18 protein-coding genes are annotated in these 18,259 nt (G+C 64.3%); 5 read left to right on the forward strand and 13 right to left on the reverse strand.

Features of this window, described 5'->3' with window-relative positions:
* Window positions 1-53 precede the first annotated feature (53 nt).
* From ACKWRH_RS44040 to ACKWRH_RS44055, 4 genes are all read right to left on the reverse strand, one after another.
* A complete protein-coding gene (locus ACKWRH_RS44040; protein ID WP_445218636.1) occupies window positions 54-314 on the reverse strand; it encodes a hypothetical protein in 261 nt (86 codons plus the stop codon).
* Window positions 265-1,998, reverse strand: a complete 1,734-nt coding sequence (gene ybaL, locus ACKWRH_RS44045; RefSeq protein WP_445218637.1) for a YbaL family putative K(+) efflux transporter — start codon at window positions 1,996-1,998, stop codon at window positions 265-267. The genes ACKWRH_RS44040 and ybaL overlap by 50 nt, the downstream gene beginning before the upstream one ends.
* Window positions 1,999-2,083: 85 nt before the next feature.
* Complete coding sequence (locus ACKWRH_RS44050) at window positions 2,084-2,416, reverse strand: PRC-barrel domain-containing protein (protein WP_041956976.1); 333 nt, start codon at window positions 2,414-2,416, stop codon at window positions 2,084-2,086.
* 68 nt (window positions 2,417-2,484) lie between these two features.
* On the reverse strand, window positions 2,485-3,270 hold the full coding sequence (locus tag ACKWRH_RS44055) for an IclR family transcriptional regulator domain-containing protein (RefSeq protein ID WP_445218638.1): 786 nt from the start codon (window positions 3,268-3,270) through the stop codon (window positions 2,485-2,487).
* Between the two features lie 112 nt (window positions 3,271-3,382).
* On the opposite strand from ACKWRH_RS44055, the gene ACKWRH_RS44060 reads away from it, so the two are divergent.
* The gene (locus ACKWRH_RS44060; protein ID WP_445218639.1) at window positions 3,383-4,741 is read left to right on the forward strand and encodes an aromatic ring-hydroxylating dioxygenase subunit alpha; all 1,359 of its coding nucleotides are present in this window, start codon (window positions 3,383-3,385) and stop codon (window positions 4,739-4,741) included.
* Between the two features lie 150 nt (window positions 4,742-4,891).
* On the forward strand, window positions 4,892-6,328 hold the full coding sequence (locus ACKWRH_RS44065) for a glutamine synthetase family protein (protein ID WP_445218640.1): 1,437 nt from the start codon (window positions 4,892-4,894) through the stop codon (window positions 6,326-6,328).
* A 307-nt stretch (window positions 6,329-6,635) separates the two neighbouring features.
* Here ACKWRH_RS44065 and ACKWRH_RS44070 read toward each other — a convergent pair whose 3' ends face one another.
* The 9 genes from ACKWRH_RS44070 to ACKWRH_RS44110 all read right to left on the reverse strand — a co-directional run bounded on the left by ACKWRH_RS44070 (window position 6,636) and on the right by ACKWRH_RS44110 (window position 15,504).
* Window positions 6,636-8,942 carry a TonB-dependent siderophore receptor gene (locus tag ACKWRH_RS44070; protein ID WP_445218641.1) on the reverse strand — a complete coding sequence of 769 codons (2,307 nt, stop codon included), beginning with the start codon at window positions 8,940-8,942 and terminating at the stop codon, window positions 6,636-6,638.
* 188 nt (window positions 8,943-9,130) lie between these two features.
* Entirely contained in the window at window positions 9,131-9,775 is a 645-nt protein-coding gene (locus ACKWRH_RS44075) for a helix-turn-helix transcriptional regulator (protein WP_445218642.1), read from the reverse strand.
* 392 nt (window positions 9,776-10,167) lie between these two features.
* Complete coding sequence (locus ACKWRH_RS44080) at window positions 10,168-10,896, reverse strand: ABC transporter ATP-binding protein (RefSeq protein ID WP_445218643.1); 729 nt, start codon at window positions 10,894-10,896, stop codon at window positions 10,168-10,170.
* Window positions 10,889-11,656, reverse strand: coding sequence for an ABC transporter ATP-binding protein (locus ACKWRH_RS44085; protein WP_028155176.1), 768 nt, complete (start codon window positions 11,654-11,656; stop codon window positions 10,889-10,891). The genes ACKWRH_RS44080 and ACKWRH_RS44085 overlap by 8 nt, the downstream gene beginning before the upstream one ends.
* A complete protein-coding gene (locus ACKWRH_RS44090) occupies window positions 11,649-12,593 on the reverse strand; it encodes a branched-chain amino acid ABC transporter permease (RefSeq protein ID WP_445218644.1) in 945 nt (314 codons plus the stop codon). The genes ACKWRH_RS44085 and ACKWRH_RS44090 overlap by 8 nt, the downstream gene beginning before the upstream one ends.
* Window positions 12,590-13,507, reverse strand: coding sequence for a branched-chain amino acid ABC transporter permease (locus tag ACKWRH_RS44095; RefSeq protein ID WP_028148057.1), 918 nt, complete (start codon window positions 13,505-13,507; stop codon window positions 12,590-12,592). Before ACKWRH_RS44095 ends, ACKWRH_RS44090 begins: the two co-directional genes overlap by 4 nt.
* Window positions 13,508-13,803: 296 nt before the next feature.
* Complete coding sequence (locus ACKWRH_RS44100) at window positions 13,804-14,022, reverse strand: hypothetical protein (protein WP_008540920.1); 219 nt, start codon at window positions 14,020-14,022, stop codon at window positions 13,804-13,806.
* A 1-nt stretch (window position 14,023) separates the two neighbouring features.
* Window positions 14,024-14,683 (reverse strand): acyl-homoserine-lactone synthase, encoded by a 660-nt coding sequence (locus tag ACKWRH_RS44105; RefSeq protein ID WP_445218645.1) that lies wholly within the window; start codon window positions 14,681-14,683, stop codon window positions 14,024-14,026.
* A gap of 83 nt (window positions 14,684-14,766) precedes the next feature.
* A complete protein-coding gene (locus ACKWRH_RS44110; RefSeq protein WP_014491262.1) occupies window positions 14,767-15,504 on the reverse strand; it encodes a helix-turn-helix transcriptional regulator in 738 nt (245 codons plus the stop codon).
* Between the two features lie 165 nt (window positions 15,505-15,669).
* Between ACKWRH_RS44110 and ACKWRH_RS44115 the strand changes: the two genes are divergently transcribed.
* The 3 genes from ACKWRH_RS44115 (at window position 15,670) to ACKWRH_RS44125 (ending at window position 18,213) form a co-directional block, all read left to right on the forward strand.
* Entirely contained in the window at window positions 15,670-15,846 is a 177-nt protein-coding gene (locus ACKWRH_RS44115) for a hypothetical protein (RefSeq protein ID WP_014491261.1), read from the forward strand.
* Between the two features lie 405 nt (window positions 15,847-16,251).
* Window positions 16,252-17,190: a LysR family transcriptional regulator gene (locus ACKWRH_RS44120; protein WP_028169964.1), complete on the forward strand. Its 939-nt coding sequence runs from the start codon at window positions 16,252-16,254 to the stop codon at window positions 17,188-17,190.
* Between the two features lie 144 nt (window positions 17,191-17,334).
* Window positions 17,335-18,213, forward strand: coding sequence for a shikimate dehydrogenase (locus ACKWRH_RS44125; RefSeq protein WP_445218646.1), 879 nt, complete (start codon window positions 17,335-17,337; stop codon window positions 18,211-18,213).
* Window positions 18,214-18,259: the final 46 nt, after the last annotated feature.

Genomic DNA, 18,259 nt, shown 5'->3' on the forward strand with positions numbered 1-18,259 from the left:
GTAACCCACCACTTCAGTTTCCGCGGAGACGAACAGAGGTGGGTTACGCTTCGCTAACCCACACTACGCATCCTGGCCCTGTCGTTGCACGCATCGAACACCGAATGGTCGAGTGCTTCGGCGGCAAAGCCCGCCACATAAATCAACGCCAGGATCGCCGCCGAAATCGCCACCGTCTCCGCATGCGCGAACGGCAACCGCAACAACCGCTGCAACAATGTCGGCGGCGGAAAGCGGTAGGTCCGCCCCTGCGGCGTGATCAGGTCAAACGACCGAACCGACCGCGAGCGCACGGGGATCTTGCTGGGCAGCATCCGGAACTCTCCTCTCCAGCTCCTCGATCATGCCGCGCGCGATCTCCCGCTCGCCCATGATGACGACATCCGCCCCCAGCCCCTTCAAATGATCGACCTCCGCATCCGCATGCGCCCGCGCGATGATGCGGATGTCCGGATTGGCCGCGCGCGCCTGCTGCACGATCTGCCCCGCCTCGAATGCCTCGGGGATCGCGATCACGAGATGCCGCGCCCGTGACGGATTGGTGGCGCCGAGAATTTCGGGCTGCGCGGCATTGCCCATGATGGTCTCGATGCCGCCCTGCTTCAGCTTCGCCAGCGCACTCTCGCCGACCTCGGCGACAAGGAACGGCAATTGCCGCTGCTTAAGGGCATCGCCGACGAGCGCGCCGACGCGGCCATAGCCGATCACGATCGTATGGTCGGTCAGGTCCGTGGTGCGGATCGGCTCGGGCACGGCGGCCGCGGCCTGCGGTGAATCCCGGCGCGGGTCGAGACGCGGCGCGAGCCAGGTGGCGGCTGCGAACATCAGCGGGTTGAGCATGATGGAGAGAATCGCGCCGGCCATGATCAAGTCGCGGCCGTCAGTGGGCAGGATCTGCGAGGCCACGCCGAGCTCGGCCAGGATGAAGGAGAACTCGCCGATCTGCGACAGGCTCGCCGAGATCGTCAGCGCGGTCGCGACCGGATGCCGGAACAGCACCACGATCAGGAACGCGGCGAGTGATTTGCCGAGCATGATGATCGCGAGCGTCGCCAGCAGCGGCCAGGGCTCGCGGACCACGCTCATCGGATCGAACATCATGCCGACCGAGACGAAGAACAGCACCGCGAAGGCATCGCGCAGCGGCAGCGATTCCTGCGCGGCGCGCGCGCTGAGCGGAGATTCCCGCAGCATCATGCCGGCGAAGAACGCGCCCAGCGCCAGCGAGACGTCGAACAGCTTCGTCGCACCGAACGCGATGCACAGCGCGATCGCAAGCACACCCAGACGGAACAATTCGCGCGAGCCGGTATGCGCGATGTAGTGCAGGATCCAGGGAATCACCCGGCGCCCCACCACCAGCATCAGCCCGATGAACACGATGATCTTGGCCAGGGTCAGCATCACGATGCCGGCAAGCCCGAAGCCGGCCTGCGCGGCCAGCGGCTCGAAGGCTGGCTTGTCGCCGCCGCCCTGAAGGCTTGCGATCGCCGGGAACAGCACCAGCACGAGCACCATCGCGAGGTCCTCGACGATGAGCCAGCCGACCGCGATGCGGCCGCGATCGGTCTCCATCAGGCGCCGCTCCTGCAGCGCGCGAAGCAGGACCACGGTGCTTGCGACCGACAACGCCAGCCCGAACACGAGTCCCGCACCGACGCTCCAGCCCATCAGCCATGCAAGGCCGAGCCCCATCAGCGTCGCAACCGCGATTTGGACGACGGCGCCGGGAACGGCGATGTTGCGGACGCTCAGCAGATCCTGCAGCGAGAAATGAAGGCCGACGCCGAACATCAGCAAGATAATGCCGAGCTCGGCGAGCTCGGTCGCAAGCGCCTGGTCGGCGACGAAGCCTGGCGTGAACGGGCCGACGGCGACGCCGGCGAGCAGGTAGCCGACAAGCGGCGGAATGCGGAACCGCTGCGCTATAGTTCCGAGTACGAAAGCTAGTCCAAGTCCGACGACGATGGTGGCGATGAGAGGTGTGTCATGCGGCATTTTTGCCTTTTGACACAGCGAGCGCGCCGGCGCACCGCGACCAAGTGAGGCGGCTCAGCGCGCGACGCCTGCCGCAATCGCGCCGTCAGATCGACCAATAATTTGGGTGCGCGTAGGGCCGCGAACGATCGCCCCAGTCGAATTCGTCGCCGTCGAACTCGCACGGTCCGCTGGCGAGTTCGTCCTGCGTCACCTCGACACGAAAAGCCTGCCGCGCGGGATCGTATTTCAGCGCGCCCCACTGCACAGGATAGTGGTGGTGCGTGCCGAGCAGCCCGCCAGTCTTGATCACGGCGTAGGCGACCGTGCCGGTCACCTTGTCGAGCATCAGCCGCTCGATCGAGCCGAGCTTCGCGCCGTCGCGCCCGTAGACGCAGACGTGCTCCACGCGATCACTGGGAACCATGGTGTGTTTCATGGCGTCCTCCCTGTTGTCTTGCGTGACGAGATTATAGGCCCGCGGACGCGCGGCGCCAACGATCGTTGCTATAACAGCTGCGACCGCACGGACTCCGCGCCTTCGCGGAGCAGCGGGAGCAACCGGCCGATCAGCTCCCCTGCCGGCACGCGGTCGACATGGGCGCCCATGTTGATGGCGGCGACGATCACGCCGTCGTAGCGGCGCACCGGAACCGAGATCGAGCGGAAATGCGGCTCTGCCTCGCGATCGACCAGCGAATAGCCCTGGTCGCGATCGGCTGTGATGCTGGCCAGCAGCGCCTTGGGATCGGTCACCGTCTGCGGCGTCAACATCTCGCGCTTCATTGTCTTCAGGCGTGCGGCAAGCGCTGCATCATCGAACTGCCCGAGCATGGCGCGTCCGACCGAGGTGCAGAACGCCGGCAGCCGGTAGCCGATCTCGAGCCCACCCGAAAACATCCGCGCCGGGCTGCTGCGCGCGACAAACACGACGTCGTCGCCGTCGAGCACCGCGAGCGAGGAGATTTCCTGCGCTGCCGTGGCGACGCGATCGAGCACCGGCTGAAGCACGGCGACGAGCTGGCTTGAGCGCAGGTAGGACGACGCGAGCGTCAGCACGTGCGGCGTCAGCGAGAACAGCTTGCCGTCGCCGGCGACGAAGCCGCCGCGCTGAAGCGTGAACAGCATGCGCCGCGCGGTGGCGCGCGGCAGCTCTGCGGCCCGGGCGAGATCGCTCAGCGTCATCGGGCCTTTGGTCGCGCCGAAACATTGCAGCAGGCGCAGGCCGCGATCGAGGCTCTCGACGAAATCCGTCGCCCGCTCGTCGTTTTCGCTGCGCTTCAGCTTGGGCATAGGTCCGGGAACATCCTGCAAAATATTACTTGCCGCCGGACCGAGGCATGGCATAATTCGCCCATTCGTTCAATAGGCGAACAAACGCCTCTCCGAACAAAGGACGCCCGCCATGATGAGCCAGGAGCAGAACGACCTGATCACCCGTACCGGTCCGAAGGATCCCTGCGGCAAGCTGATGCGGAGCTACTGGCAGCCGGCGGCGCTGGTCGACGAGCTGGAGGGCGACCGTCCGATCCGTCCCGTCAAACTGCTCGGCGAGAATTTGGTGCTGTTTCGCGACGAGAGCGGACGCTTCGGCCTGATCGACCGTCATTGCGCCCATCGCGGCGCCGACCTCGCCTTCGGACGTCTCGAACATGGCGGCCTGCGCTGCGCCTTCCATGGCTGGCTGTTCGACGCCACCGGCCAGTGCATCGAGACGCCGGCCGAGCCGAAGGATTCAAAACTCTGCCAGAACATTCGCCAGCGCTCCTATCCCGTGGTCGAGAAGAGCGGCATCCTCTGGGCGTATCTCGGCGAGGGTGAGCCGCCGGCATTTCCGGAGCTCGACTGCTTTGTCGCGCCCGGCACGCACACTTTTGCGTTCAAGGGCCACATGGCCTGCAACTGGCTTCAAGCCCTCGAGGTCGGCATCGATCCCGCGCACGCCTCCTATCTGCACCGCTTCTTCGAGGACGAGGATACGTCGACGGCTTACGGCAAGCAGTTCCGCGGCGCGTCCGCCGGCAGCGACCTGCCTATGACAAAGATCCTGCGCGAGTACGACCGGCCGATCATCAATGTCGAGCACACCGAATATGGCCTGCGGCTGATCGCGCTGCGCGAGATCGACGAGGAGCGCACCCATGTGCGCGTCACCAACCAGCTCTTCCCGCACGGCTTCGTCATCCCCATGAGCACGGAAATGACGATCACGCAGTGGCACGTGTCGGTCGACGACGAGAACTGCTACTGGTACGCGATCTTCACCAGCTACACCAACCCGGTCGACAAGCAGAAGATGCGCGCTCAGCGGCTCGAACTCTATGAGCTGCCCGACTACAAATCGCGCAAGAACAGCGGCAACGATTACGGCTTCGATCCGCACGAGCAGGCGACCTCGACCTACACCGGCATGGGCACCGACATCAACGTCCACGACCAGTGGGCGGTGGAATCCATGGGCGCAATCCAGGACCGCACCAAGGAGCATCTCGGCTCGAGCGACAAGGCGATCGTGCAGTACCGCCGCCTGCTGCGGCAGGAGATAGAGAAGGTCGGCGGTGGCGAGAAGCCGATGCTGTTCCTGGACGAGAGCAGGGCGCGCAGCATCCAGGGGCCCGCCACCATGGACGGCATCGGGCCGACCCAGGGTTGGGAGCTCTACTGGATGGAGGTCGACGTCAAGCGCCGCCGCGGCGCACCCTGGGCCGCGCCGGTGCCGAAGGAGATCGCGGACAACGTGCACCGGCTGACGGCGGCGGAGTGACGTGCGTGCAGATCTCTCCTTCGTCATTGCGAGCGCAGCGAAGCAATCCAGTCTGTCACCGCGGACACATTTCTGGATTGCTTCGCTGCGCTCGCAATGACGGAGAATGTGGCGCATGCTTCGCGTCTCACGACTAAAGGAGCCAGCAAAGTGACTTTCGTCGCGCGTCATGCGCTGTGGTCGGATGAGCAGAGGGACGCCGCAGCGCGCCTGCGCCGCATCGTCGAAGAAAAGAACCTCGAGGTCATCCGCCTCGCCTTCCCGGACCAGCACGGCATTTTGCGCGGCAAGACCATCATCGCCGCCGAGGCGATCGCCTCGCTGGAGAGCGGCTGCTCCATCACCACGACCATGCTCGCCAAGGATACCTCGCACCGCACGGTGTTTCCGGTGTTCACCTCAGGCGGCGGGTTCGGCATGAAGGAGATGGAGGGCGCGGCCGACGTGTTGATGGTCGCCGACCCAACCACGTTCCGCGTGCTGCCATGGGCGCCCGCGACGGGCTGGGTGCTCTGCGATCTCTATTTTGGCGACGGCCGTCCCGTGCCGTTCGCGACCCGCGGCCTCTACCGCAAGGTGCTCGATGATCTCAGCGGCCGCGGCCACGATTTCGTCGCCGGCCTCGAGGTTGAATTCCACATCTTCAAGCTCGACGACGCGCATATGCGGCCCGAGGATGCCGGCCAGCCCGGCACGCCGCCGTCGGTGAGCCTGCTCAGCCACGGCTATCAATACCTCACCGAGCAGCGCTTCGATCAGATGGAGCCGGTGCTGGAGATCCTGCGCCGCGATGTCGTCGCGCTCGGACTGCCCTTGCGTTCGGTCGAGGTCGAGTTCGGGCCGAGCCAGTGCGAATTCACCTTCGCGCCGAAGAAGGGGCTGGAGCCCGCCGACAACATGGTGCTGTTCCGCTCTGCCGTGAAGCAGATCGCGCGCCGCCACGGCTATCACGCCACCTTCATGTGCCGGCCGAAACTGCCGAACGTGTTCGCGAGCGGCTGGCATTTGCATCAGTCGATCATCTCGCGCGCGAGCGGCGAGAATCAGTTCATGACGAAGGAGGGCAGCGAGCCGCTCAGCGCGTTCGGCCGGGCGTACCTTGCCGGCCTGCTCGACCACGCCCGCGCCTCGACCGTGTTCACCACCCCGACCATCAACGGCTACAAACGCTACCGCTCCTATTCGCTGGCGCCGGACCGCGCGATCTGGGGCCGCGACAATCGCGGCGTGATGATCCGCGTGCTCGGCGGCGCCAATGATACCGCCACTCGCCTGGAGAACCGCATCGGCGAGCCCGCCGCCAATCCCTATCTCTACATGGCCTCCCAGATTCTCTCGGGCCTCGACGGCGTCGACCGCAAGCTCGACCCCGGCCCGTCCGCCGACACGCCCTACGAGACCAAGGCGCCGCCGTTGCCGAAAAGCTTGCGCGATGCGGTCGCCGCGCTGAAGGACGATCCGTTCTTCCGCGAGAAGTTCGGGCCTGAGTTCGTCGACTACTACACCCACATCAAGAATGCCGAGATCGACCGCTTCCTGTCAGAGGTGACCGACTGGGAGCACCGCGAATATTTCGAGGTGTTTTGACGGGGATACGTCTCACGCCCGCGTGAGGCGACTTCGTCCGGTCTGTTCCGACGACATCACGGCGCCCGCCGACGAAGCCATTTTCCCCGTCCCTCGAAAACGGCCGGAAAGACTCGGGGCCTAGTATCCCTGCAAGTGATCAACAGCGGAGTTCGATCATGTGGGTTCAATTGTTCAGCCTGATCTACCGCCTATCCTGCCGGACCACCTTGGTTGAGATCGGCACGCACCACCTGGCGCGTTAGTCGCCCAGCGATTTGGGTAAGACATATTGACCGGATAACTGGGGTTCTCATGCGCAAGCTGGTCACCAGCGATAGCCGAGCGTTGCGATGACGGTCAGCGGCGCGCCGCGGTAGCAATAACCGACCTGGCACGTGGTGTAGTGCAGATTGAATAGGTTCTTGGCATTGACCTGGAACTGGAGGCCCTTCAGCTCCTTCATCGCCTGGCCAAAATCATATTTCAGCGCCGCGTCGATCAGGGTTACCGAGCTGTTCTTGAACGTGTTCGCATCATCGCCGTAGCTCCAGGACATGTAACGCACGCCGCCACCGACGCTCAATCCTGCAAACGGTCCGGCCAGCGGCAGGGCATAGTTCGCCCACAGCGTCGCGGTGTGCGGAGGATTGCCCGAGGGAAACTTGCCGATCAGCGAGCTGTCAGTGGCCTGCTTGGTCACCATGTCGAGATAGGTGTACGACGAGGTGATGTCGAAACCACCGCCCAGGCTTGCAAGCGCCTGCAATTCGAAGCCGCGGCTTTGAATCTTGCCACGCTGGACCGTCACGCCCGTCCCCGTCGTGACCAGGCCGCCGTCCTGGGTCAAATCGAACACCGCCGCGGTAATGAAGCTCCTCGTTCCCTGCGGCTGGTACTTCACACCGACTTCGGTCTGCTTGCCGGTGGTCGGCTTGAAGAAGGCACCCGACGGATCGACGCCGAGATTGGGAAAGAACGAGGTCGAATAGGCAACGTAAGGCGCAACACCGGAATCGAACACATAGGTCAGCCCGGCTCGCCCGCTATAGGCCTGATCGGACTGCGTCTGCCGGGTCAGCGCGAACAGATCCTCACCCGTGGTGCTGACCCAGTCGCTGCGGCCGCTCAATGTCAGGATCCAGTGGTCGAGCTTGGCCTGGTCCTGGATGTACACGCCGGACTGGGTCTGTCGCTGCTGCGTCGAGGACGAGATCGCGGGATCGGGAATGGATTCCGGCGCATAGACCGGCGCGGCCAGGTTGAGGTCGGAGACGCCGAAGCCAAATCCCTGCTTGTCGTTGAATTTCGATGCCGTGTAGTCGGTACCAACCAAGAGCGTGTGCTGCACGGGGCCGGTCGAGAGTTTTGCCTCGACCTGGTTATCCATAATGGCCGATTGCAGCGTGTCGTGGACATAGCCGGTATAGCGCGAGACGACATTGCCCACGGGAGCGCCGAGAAAGCCGACATAGCGGGTGACCGCATCGACATCGACGTAGCGGAATTTCTGGCGGACGGTCACGTCGTTGTTGAACGCGTGCTCGAACAGATAGCCGACGCGTCCCTGCTCCTGGTCGAGCGAATTGTAGGACGGACTGCCAGTGAAGATGTCCGTCGTCGTCCCGGTCCCCGACGAGTAGGTGAACATGGATCCAGGCGTCTTCGATTTCTGGTAGGCACCAAGAATCGTCAGGGTCGTCGCTTGATCCGGCTTCCAGGTGACGGCCGGAGCGATGTAGGTGCGATTGTCCTTGCCGCCGGGCACGAACACGTCGGCGTCGCGCATCACGCCGGTCAGCCGATACGAAAATTGACCGTTGGGATCGACCGGGCCCGACAGGTCGAAATTGCCCTGGATGCGATCGCGGTCGCCAAACACCGTCTGCACCTCGTGAAACGGCTGGCTGGTCGGCAACTTGCTCGACAGGTCGATCAGTCCGCCGGGCGAGCCGAGCCCGTAGAGTGCCGAGCTCGGCCCACGGACCACGGTGATGCTGTCGACCCCATAAGGCTCGGTCTTGAACACGCTGAGACCGGCTCCGACGAGGCGCAAGCCGTCGAGATAAACGCCGTTATAGGTGACGTCGAAGCCGCGGATCGCGATGGCGTCGAAGCGCGGATCGTAGCCGGACGCATCGATGCGGACACCGGGTTCATAGCCAACCGCCTCCGTCAGCGACTGGACGGCGCGGTCGTTGAGCTCCTTGCGCGTCACGACCGAGATCGACTGCGGCGTCTCGAGCAAGGGCGTGTTGGTCTTCGTGCCAGCCGAGCTGCTGCTTGCGACATAGCTGTTCTCGCTCGACACGTTGCCGCGGCCGGCACCAGCCTCGCGCGTGTCAGGATTTCTGGCTTGCGCGGCTTCGGAATTGCGGCGCGACGCGACGCGACCGCGCTGTGATTGTGAGGTACGCTGGGCCGACTGGGCGCGCGGACGCGCCTGGCTCGGTGCCTCGACCGTGACAGGCGGCAATGTCGCCGCCGTCGAGCCCGAATTGGTCGTGGAGGTCTGTGCGGCCGACGGCGTCGCGTGCAGCACCACGCCAAGCCCGGCCACGCCAAGACCAGCGATGCCAAGTCCAGCCTTCACCACCCGTTCCCAGCCGAACCTCTGTCCGTCGTCGCGCCTCATCGTCATCCCCGAGTTCCGTCTTCAAAAGCAACACGGGAGTAATCAGATCGAGGGGCGCACCGCCTTTGCGACTGTGCAAATCGCCTTTGATTCCACGTGGAGGCTTTCAAGACTGCGGACGGAGACTTCATCGCGAACGACACAGACACATCGCGAAACATTTCGGCAGGCGCGCAATCCTCTCGCCGCTACTGACAGCGGCTCGGCGAGTAGCCGAAGTGCCTTCGGAACGCCGTCGCGAAATTGGCCGGATGGGCGTAGCCGACACGAAAGGCCGCCTCGGTGACCGACAATCGTTGATGAATCAGAAGGTCACGTGCGGCATCGAGCCGCCGGGCCCGCAAATAGTCGATCGCGCTCTCGCCATACGCCATCTGGAATTTCTGGTTGAAGGACCGGCGGCTCAGCCCCGCATTCCGCGCCAGTTCGTCGATGCTCCAGGGATAAGCGAGATCAGCATCCATTCGCGCCTTGACCGATTGCAACCGCACCCGCTGGAGGTCGGCTGCGGGATCGAGCGCGATCCGGCCGCGCTCGCCGAACAAGGCGTGGACCACGATCTCGGCGGCGTGTGCCGACAGCAGCAATTGCGCCGCGCTTCCGGCCACCGGTGGCGAGAACATTTCTGCTGCGAGGGCCTGCACACGCGGAGACGCCGTGAGAGAGACGATGGCCGTCCCCAACGCGTCGGTCTTGAACAGCGCCCGAACCTCGTCGCCGAGTCCAAGCCCGTCGATGGAGGCTTGGGGAAGCGCCAGGCCGATCGCAGGACATTCGCCGCAGCGAACCGAGCCTCCCACGGCTAGGGCCTCGCGCACGGCAATGGCCGTCATCTGCCTTTCACCGGTTGCGCGCGTCAGAATGCCGCGGCCAGCGCCTTCATCGAGTGCAACGGAGATGAACAAGCCAGGCGCTACGATCGCGGGCCGATCGGGATCGGCGCGAAACTCACCTCTGATGAACACACAGCCCGGGAAATCCAGCCATTGAGGCGCTGTCGAAGCGCCTCGCTGTTCGGGACCGATGATGTCGTCTTCAGGCCGTCCGGCAATTTGATTGTAAAAGTCCTGCATCGAATCCGCTTCGCCGCGACATTGGCGGCTGGCGGCGGCGCGCTCAAGACCTCTGCGCGCAGTTTGGAGAGCTTCGAAACTGACATCCTCGACGAGGTTCTGCGCGCGAGGCGATCTGCACGGACGATGCGGCAACCAGATCTAGCAGCGCGTCAGATGCCCAGATATTTGTGCTGGAGATCCGGCTCCGCCATCAGCGCGTCGGAGGTGCCGCTCCACACCGTCTTGCCGCGCTCGATGATGTAGTGGCGGTCGCAGATGCGGGCGAGGTGGTCGACATTCTTGTCGACGACCAGGATCGACTGGCCCCGGCTCTTCAGCAGCGACAGGCAGCTCCAGATTTCTTCGCGGATCAGCGGGGCGAGGCCTTCGGTCGCTTCATCCAGGATCAGCAGCTTTGGGTTGGTCATCAGCGCGCGGCCGATCGCGAGCATCTGCTGCTCGCCGCCGGAGAGCTGGTTGCCCATGTTGGAGGCACGCTCGGCGAGCCGCGGAAACATCACGTAGATGGCGGCGAGCGTCCACGGATTGCTGCTGCCGAACCGATCGGCCGCGGCCGCGACGAGATTTTCGCGCACCGTGAGGTTCGGGAAGATCTGGCGTCCCTCGGGAACGAGGCCGACGCCGAGTTTTGCAATTCTGTAGGATGGAAGCTGCCGCACTTCTGCGCCGGCGAAGCGGATCGTTCCGGCGCGCGCCGGTGTCAGGCCCATGATGGAGCGGATGGTGGTGGTCTTGCCCATGCCGTTGCGGCCCATCAGCGAGACCATCTCGCCCGGCTTGATCGACAGCGACAGGCCGAACAGCACCTGGGAGAGGCCGTAGCAGGTCTCGATGCCGTCGACGTCGAGCAGCGTGTCAGCCATCACCTTTTCAGACATGGTGCGTCACCACGTGCTGGTCGCCGAGATAGGCGCGCTTGACGTCCTCGTTGGCGCGAATCGCGGCCGGATCGCCCGAGGCGATGACGCGGCCATAGACCAGCACCGAGATGCGGTCGGCCAGCGCGAACACCGCCGGCATATCGTGCTCGACGAGCACGATCGAGACCTCCTTGCGCAGCTCCTGGAGCAGTTTCACCATGCGCTGGGACTCGGTGACGCCGAGGCCCGCCATCGGCTCGTCGAGCAGCAGCAATTTCGGCTTGCTGGCGAGCGCGACCGCAAGCTCGAGCTCGCGCCGCTCGCCATGGCTGAGCCTGGACACCACGACGTCGGCGCGGTGCAACAGGCCAACGCGGTCGAGGGCGGCATGCGCGGCATCGCGCAAGCCCTTTTCCTTGCGCGCATTGGCGAAGAAGCGGAACGAGTGGCCTGCATGCGCCTGCGCCGCCAGCGCGACATTGTCGGCGGCGGTGAAGTCGAGCAGCAGCGAGGTGATCTGGAACGAACGGGCGAGCCCCAGCGCGCAGCGGCGATAGGCCGGCAGATAGGTGATGTCGCGCCCCGCCAGCGAGACGCTGCCGGAATGCGGTTCGAGGTGTCCGGTGAGCTGGCTGATCAGCGTAGTCTTGCCGGCGCCGTTCGGGCCGATGATGGCGTGCAGCTCGCCGGCCGCGACGTCGAGCGAGACGTTGTCCGTCGCAACGATGCCGCCGAAGCGGCGCACCAGTTTCTCGACGCGGAGCAGCGGTTCAGCCACGATTGAGCCTCCCGAGCAGGCCCATGATGCCGCCGCGGCCGAACAGCACGATCAGCAGCAATAGCGGACCCATGATCAGCGCCCAGTATTCGGTGATCTGCGACAGGAATTCTTCCAGCAGCAAAAACACCACCGCGCCCATCACCGGGCCGAACAGCGTGCCCATGCCCCCCAGGATCACCATCACCATGAGGTCGCCGGAGCGGGTCCAGTACATCACGGCCGGGCTGACGAAATCGGTGTTGTTGGCAAGCAGCGCGCCGGCAAGGCCGCACATCGTGCCTGAGATGACGAAGCAGACGAGCTGATAGCGTTTTGCCGGAAAGCCGATCGCCTGCATCCGCTGCTCGTTGGAGCGCAGGCCCTGCAAGACGAGGCCGAAGCGCGAATTGGCGATGCGCCAGATCAGGACGATCACGGCGAACAGGCAGGCGAGGCAGAGATAATAGAACTGCGTACGGTTCGACAGGTTGATCAGGCCGGAGAAGTCGCTGCGCTTGTAGACAGTGAGACCGTCATCGCCGCCGTAACGTGCGAGGCCCGAGGCGACGTAATAGGCCATCTGCGCGAAGGCCAGCGTGATCATGATGAAGTAGACGCCACGCGTACGAAGCGAGAGCGCGCCGATCACCAGCGCATAGATTGCGGAAGCTGCGAGCGCGACCGGGAACTGGATGAAGCCGGAGCCGACGCCTTCCTGCGCGAGCATGCCGACCGCGTAGCCGCCGATGCCGAGATAGGCGGCGTGGCCGAAGCTCATCATGCCGCCAAAACCCATGATGAGGTTGAGGCTCGCGGCCGCCAGCGCCAGGATGACGATGCGGGTGAACAGCGTCAGGATGAAGATGTTGCCGGACAGCTGCGAATAGAGCGGCAGCAGCACGAGCCCCGCCAGCATCAGGGCCGTGACGGCCTTGCTCACAGTGAAAGCCTTCATCGACGGTTGGCCGGAAACAGCCCCTCCGGCCGCACCACCAGCACGATCGCCATCAGCAGATAGATCAGCATGGACGACAGCGCGGGCGCGGCGGTGGAGGCGGCGGCGCCGCTCAGAACCTGCCGCAACAGGTTGGGCAGGAAGGCGCGGCCGAGCGTGTCGATCATGCCGACGAAGATCGCGGCGAGGAACGCGCCGCGGATCGAGCCGATGCCGCCGATCACGATGATGACGAAGGCGAGGATCAGGATGTTCTCGCCCATGCCGATCTGCACGGTGAGGATCGGCGCCTGCATCAGGCCGGCGAGGCCGGCGAGCGCGGCGCCCAGGCCGAACACCAGTGTGTACAGCAGCTTGATGTTGATGCCGAGCGCGCCGATCATCTCGCGGTTGGAGGCACCGGCGCGGATCAGCATGCCGATGCGGGTGCGCATCACGCCGAGATAGAGCAGCAGTGCGACCAGCAGCGCCACCACGATGATGGCGAGACGATAAGCGGGATAGTGGATGCCGGGCAGGATCGGCACCGGCACCGTGAGCCAGGCCGGCAGCGGCAGCGCGAGCCCCGCCGGCCCCCAGATCAGCCGCACGGCTTCATTGAAGAACAGGATCAGGCCGAAGGTCGCGAGCACGTGGTCGAGATGGTCGCGACCGTAGAGATGCCGCAGCGCCGTCATCTCCAGCACGATGCCGAGCACCAAAGTCGCGCCGAGCGCCATCAGCGCACCGAGCAGGAAGCTCCCGGTCCAGGCCGCAAAGGTCGCGGCGAAATAGGCGCCCATCATGTAGAGCGAGCCGTGCGCGAGGTTGACGAGATCCATGATCCCGAACACCAGCGTCAGGCCGGCGGCGAGCAGGAACAGGAGCAGGCCGAACTGCAATCCGTTCAAGAATTGTTCGACGACGAGCAGCATCAAAACTCTTTCAGGCGCACGCGATGTCGCGCCGATGTTCGAACACGGTCGCCATCAGTGAAAGAGCTCCCCCTGCCTCTTCAAGGCGGAAAAATGGGTAATGGCAGTATCGTTCCGAGGCAAGAGCGATTCAACACCAGACATGCACTTTGTTGCATGCCGGTGCATGCGATCGAAATTGGCCTTGCAAGAAGGCTGCCGCGCAGGATGGGTCAACCTGCCGCACCCAAACGATCGCCCTCCCCCAGGCATGCCTGGGAGAGGGCGCGAAGGTCGACGGAAGTAGGAGAAGGCGTCTAGTGCGACGTCATCTGCCGTGGAAGATCATCCGGCTCGGCCAGCACGCTGTTGGCCGTCGAGGCTTCCAGCGCCGCCATCCGGAACAGATAGGCGAGCGTTGCCAATCCGGTGTCTTCCGCCATCTGCGCCAGTTCGAGCGCCATGTCGGACATGTAGCCGAGATTCTCGTCCTTGGTCTGCGCCATGATCTGGCTGTCCCGCATCATGTTCGACATTTCAGGCGCTCTTTCGTTGCGCGGCAGCAAGGCCGCAGAGGTTGGCACGGGCGACGGCGTCCAGACGCGGGCCGTCCTGTTGTACGATCGAATCCATGCCGATGCGATCATGCAGGGCATCGAGGGTCTCGCGGCGAATGTCGATGGTCGCCGCCATGGTCCAGGCGTTCTCCACCAGCGCGGGCAGACCAAGTGGCGTCACGACGAAGCCGGCCTCATGGAAGCGCGGCAGCCACCAAGTCTCCATGATCGCGCTGACCTGCGCGATTCCCTGATTGAGGCAGAACTCCTGCACCGCCGCCATCAGTTGCAGGTTGAGAGCGCCGTCGCGGCGATCGCGCACGACGAAATAGCGCGACCATTCCCAGACCAGCGGATTCGCAGGGCAACCGCGAACCGCAGCCAGATGCGGGAAGATCTCGCTCATCATCGAGGGCTTGGTGGTGGGGTAGAGCCGGTGACCGCCGACGACGCGCCGGCCTTCCAGCGCGAGCAGATAGACGGTGTCCTCGTCGTCATAGGAATCGACCTCGCGGCAATCAGGCCGGCGCAGCGTCTCCCAGTGCCGCTCCTCGACGAAGATGTCGTGGCGTAGTCGGAAGTGCTGTTCGAGTACGTCTTCGTAAAGGTGGCGATTGACCGAAGAAATTGCGTGAATCATGAAAACCCCCATTCAGCCAGAATGAGGGGCAGCCTCCGCGAAAAGAGGCAGGTTCGATATTGGGAAATTTCCCAGTACGTCGCTTAGGGATTGATGATCTTGTTGCGAATCGCCAGTGCAACCGCATGCGTACGGTTGACGGCACCGAGCTTGCGCGCGGCGGTTGCAAGATGCTCTTCGGCGGTACGCTGCGTGATGTGCAGGATCTCGCCGATTTCCCAGGCCGACTTGCCCTGCGAGGCCCAGGCGATCACCTCGCGTTCGCGCGGGGTGAGACGCGTCGAGAGATGCGGCGCCGGATCGAGCAGGCGGCGAATATGGTCGAAGCCATACATTGCCATCAGGTGCAGTGCTGGCTTGCTGCGGGGATTGAGGTCGAGATGGACGCCGCCGAGCGACACCGCCGCCTCGTAGCCGGTGAGCCCGTGGATCGGCACGATGAAGCCGCGCGACATGCGAAAATCGGTGGCACGGTTCATCACCTCGGCCGCGTCCGGCTCGAGCTCGGCATCATAAGGCGCTTCCGCCCATTCGAACGGATTGACCGATTGCCGGCACAGCCGCACCACGGGGTCGACGCGGTCGTAATTGTTCTGGGTGTAGAGATTGAACCATCCTGCCGGCCAGCGCTTGGCCAGCACCATCTGCGCGAACCGCTGATCGGGATTCGGCAACCCCGTCACGATGATGGTCTCGAAGCCGAAGCGACCGAACGCCGCCTCAAGCGCATTCATGGCGTCCGGTACCTTGCGATAGGTCCCCAGGCCTTCGATGAAGTCGAGCGCTTCCCGGCCATAATCTACGGCGTCTACGGCGGACATCGGTGCGTTTCCTGAGCCTCGCCGTCCGTATAGCACGTATTTGGGAGCTGCCTCAATTCGCTGCTTCCGTAGTTTACCGGCCCTCGTCTGCACCGGAGATTTAATCTACTTGTGGAGGAAGTGACGTCAAGTTACACCTATGGTGTCTGAAGCGGGAAAATCACGATGGAAGACGAGGACATCGCCCTCAACAGCGTGCTCGGCCTGGAACTGAACCGCGTGTTTTTCGCCGTCCGCGAAACGGCAAACAAGCAGAAGATCATCGAGTACGCGCGCGAAGTGCTGCAGCGCGAACGCGCGGAGCGGCCTGGCAGCGCGTCGCCCGAGAGCCCGGCGAGCTAGAACGCAGTACAGGTGAGGCGTACGTTCTGGGCGAGCGACGCCCTTCCGTTCGAACGTGCCGATTTTGGCCGAAACATTCTGACCGCGAAGTTAATCAGCAATTGTTGCCGGTGAGCGCGCTGCGCTCTTACCCTCCCCTGGAGGGGGAGGGTCGCTAGGCATTGAGCGAAGCGAAATGCGTAGCGGGGTGGGGTGACAGTCTATCCATTGAAGCAGTGCCCGAGTGGAGAGATCACCCTACCCCCGCTCGCGCTTCGCGCGATCGACCCCCGAGCGAGCTCCGCTCGTCTGGGACCTCCGGGGGAGGGTGAAGCGCCGCCCGCTCCGTCGCACACTTGCCGCTGGATGACATCACGGCTCTCGTGAGATGATCGCCACCACGATCCTCCTTGGGATGCCCACGACATGATGACGCTGCGCCAGGTTGAAGTGATCCGTGCCGTGATGGTGACGGGTACCATCGGCGGCGCGGCGAAGCTGCTCAACGTGTCGGCGCCGGGGATCAGCCGCCTGGTCAAATACACCGAGCGCACGCTCGGCATCCGCTTCTTCCAGCGCCAGAACGGGCGCTATTTCCCGACGCCGGAAGCCGAGAACATCTTTGAGCAGATCAACGGCGTCTACAAGAAGGTCGACGACCTCTCCGAGCTCATCTCCAAGATCGGCCGCGGCGGTTTGTCGGAATTGCGCATCGGCTCGGTTCCGAGCATCTCCCAGGTGATGGTGCCGCGCGCGATCGAGCGCGTCCGGCGCCGCTATCCCGATCTCGGCATCGACATCAACATCCTCAAGCTCGAGGAAGCCATCGACTACCTCCTGCTCGGCCGCGGCGAGTGCGTGGCGATGAGCTATCGGCTCGAGCATTCCGGGCTCGACTTCATGCCGCTCGCCTCGGGTGAGCTCTATTGCATCGTGCCGCCGGGTCACGAGCTTGCCGGCCGCAAGCAGGTCTCGGCGGCCGAGATCACCCGCTATCCGCTGATCGGCATCGATCCCAACGATCCCTACGGCCGGATCATGGCCGGGATCTTTGCGCGCCACCGGCTTGACTACAACATCACGATCCGCGCGCGGTTCGGCACCACGGTGTGTGCGCTGGTGAAGGCAGGGCTCGGCATCGCCATCATCGACCAGTTCACGGTGGCTCATGGCGGTTATCCGGGAATCGAGCTGTTGAAGATCACCGAGCCGACGCGGTTCGAGACCTATATCGCGGTGAAGCGCGGCGCGCCGTTGTCGCTCCATGTCGAGTATTTCATCGAGTCCCTGCGCGCCGAGATGCGCACGGTGGAGCCGTCCCGCAGCGAGGGCAAGGCCGCCCCGGCACGCGGGCGGAAGAAATAACATTATGTTAGGTTTGCCCAATAAATGGGTAATTGTGTTAGGCCCGGGAAAGGCTATCGTCGCAACTGGAAGCCCCCTTGGAATTGTGCGGATTTCCCCGCTAATGGCCAGGACCCAACGCTCCCAACGAGACGATAGCCAACCATGTCCAAGCGCGGATACGCCGCCTGCAAGAAGCTTCTCACCGGCCTGATCGGGGCGCCGATCGCCCATTCCGCCTCCCCCGCCATGCACGAACGGGCCGCCGAGGCGCTCGGCCTGCGCGGTCACTACCAGCTCATCGAGGTCGCCGGCGCCGATGCGGCCGGGCTCCGCATGATGCTCGAGGGCGTGCGGCGGCTCGGCTTTGCCGGCGTTAACGTGACTTACCCTTACAAGGAAGCGGTGGTCCCGCTGCTCGATGAGTTGGCGCCGGGCGCGGCCGCCATGGGCGCGGTCAACACCGTCGTCGCCAAGGACGGCCGGCTGATCGGCCACAACACCGACACGACCGGGTTTGCGCGCGCGGTCGCGCCGCTGCTGGCACCGTCCGGAAATGCAGTCGCCGTGATCGGAACGGGCGGAGTCGGCAAGGCGATCGCCTTTGCGCTGGCGAGCCTGAGGGTCTCCGACCTCCGCATCTTCGACAGCGAGACGGCGCGCGCCGAAAAGCTCGCTTCATTGCTTGCCAGGCACGGCGGTGCCACGGTGGCGAAAAGCGTCGAGGACGCGCTCGATGGCGCAACCGGCCTCGTCAACGGTACGCCGGTCGGCATGCTGCCGAACCGGGGCATGCCGGTGCCGGCGGCCTTGCTGCACGAGAAAATGTGGGTCGCGGACGCCGTCTATTCGCCGCTGATCACGCCGCTGCTGGCAGCGGCACAGGCCAAGGGCGCGCGGATCATGACCGGGCGGGAGCTTGCGATCTATCAGGCCGCCGACGCTTTCGAATTGTTCACGGGCCTTGCCCCATCGACCGAGGTCATGGGAGAGGCATTCGACGAGGTGATGGCGGCACGAAGCGCAGCCTATCACGCCGCATAACCGAAGCGGCCGGACACAAGGCCGCGGACAACATCAACGAAAATGG

It is taken from the genome of Bradyrhizobium sp. Pa8, from assembly GCF_052588265.1.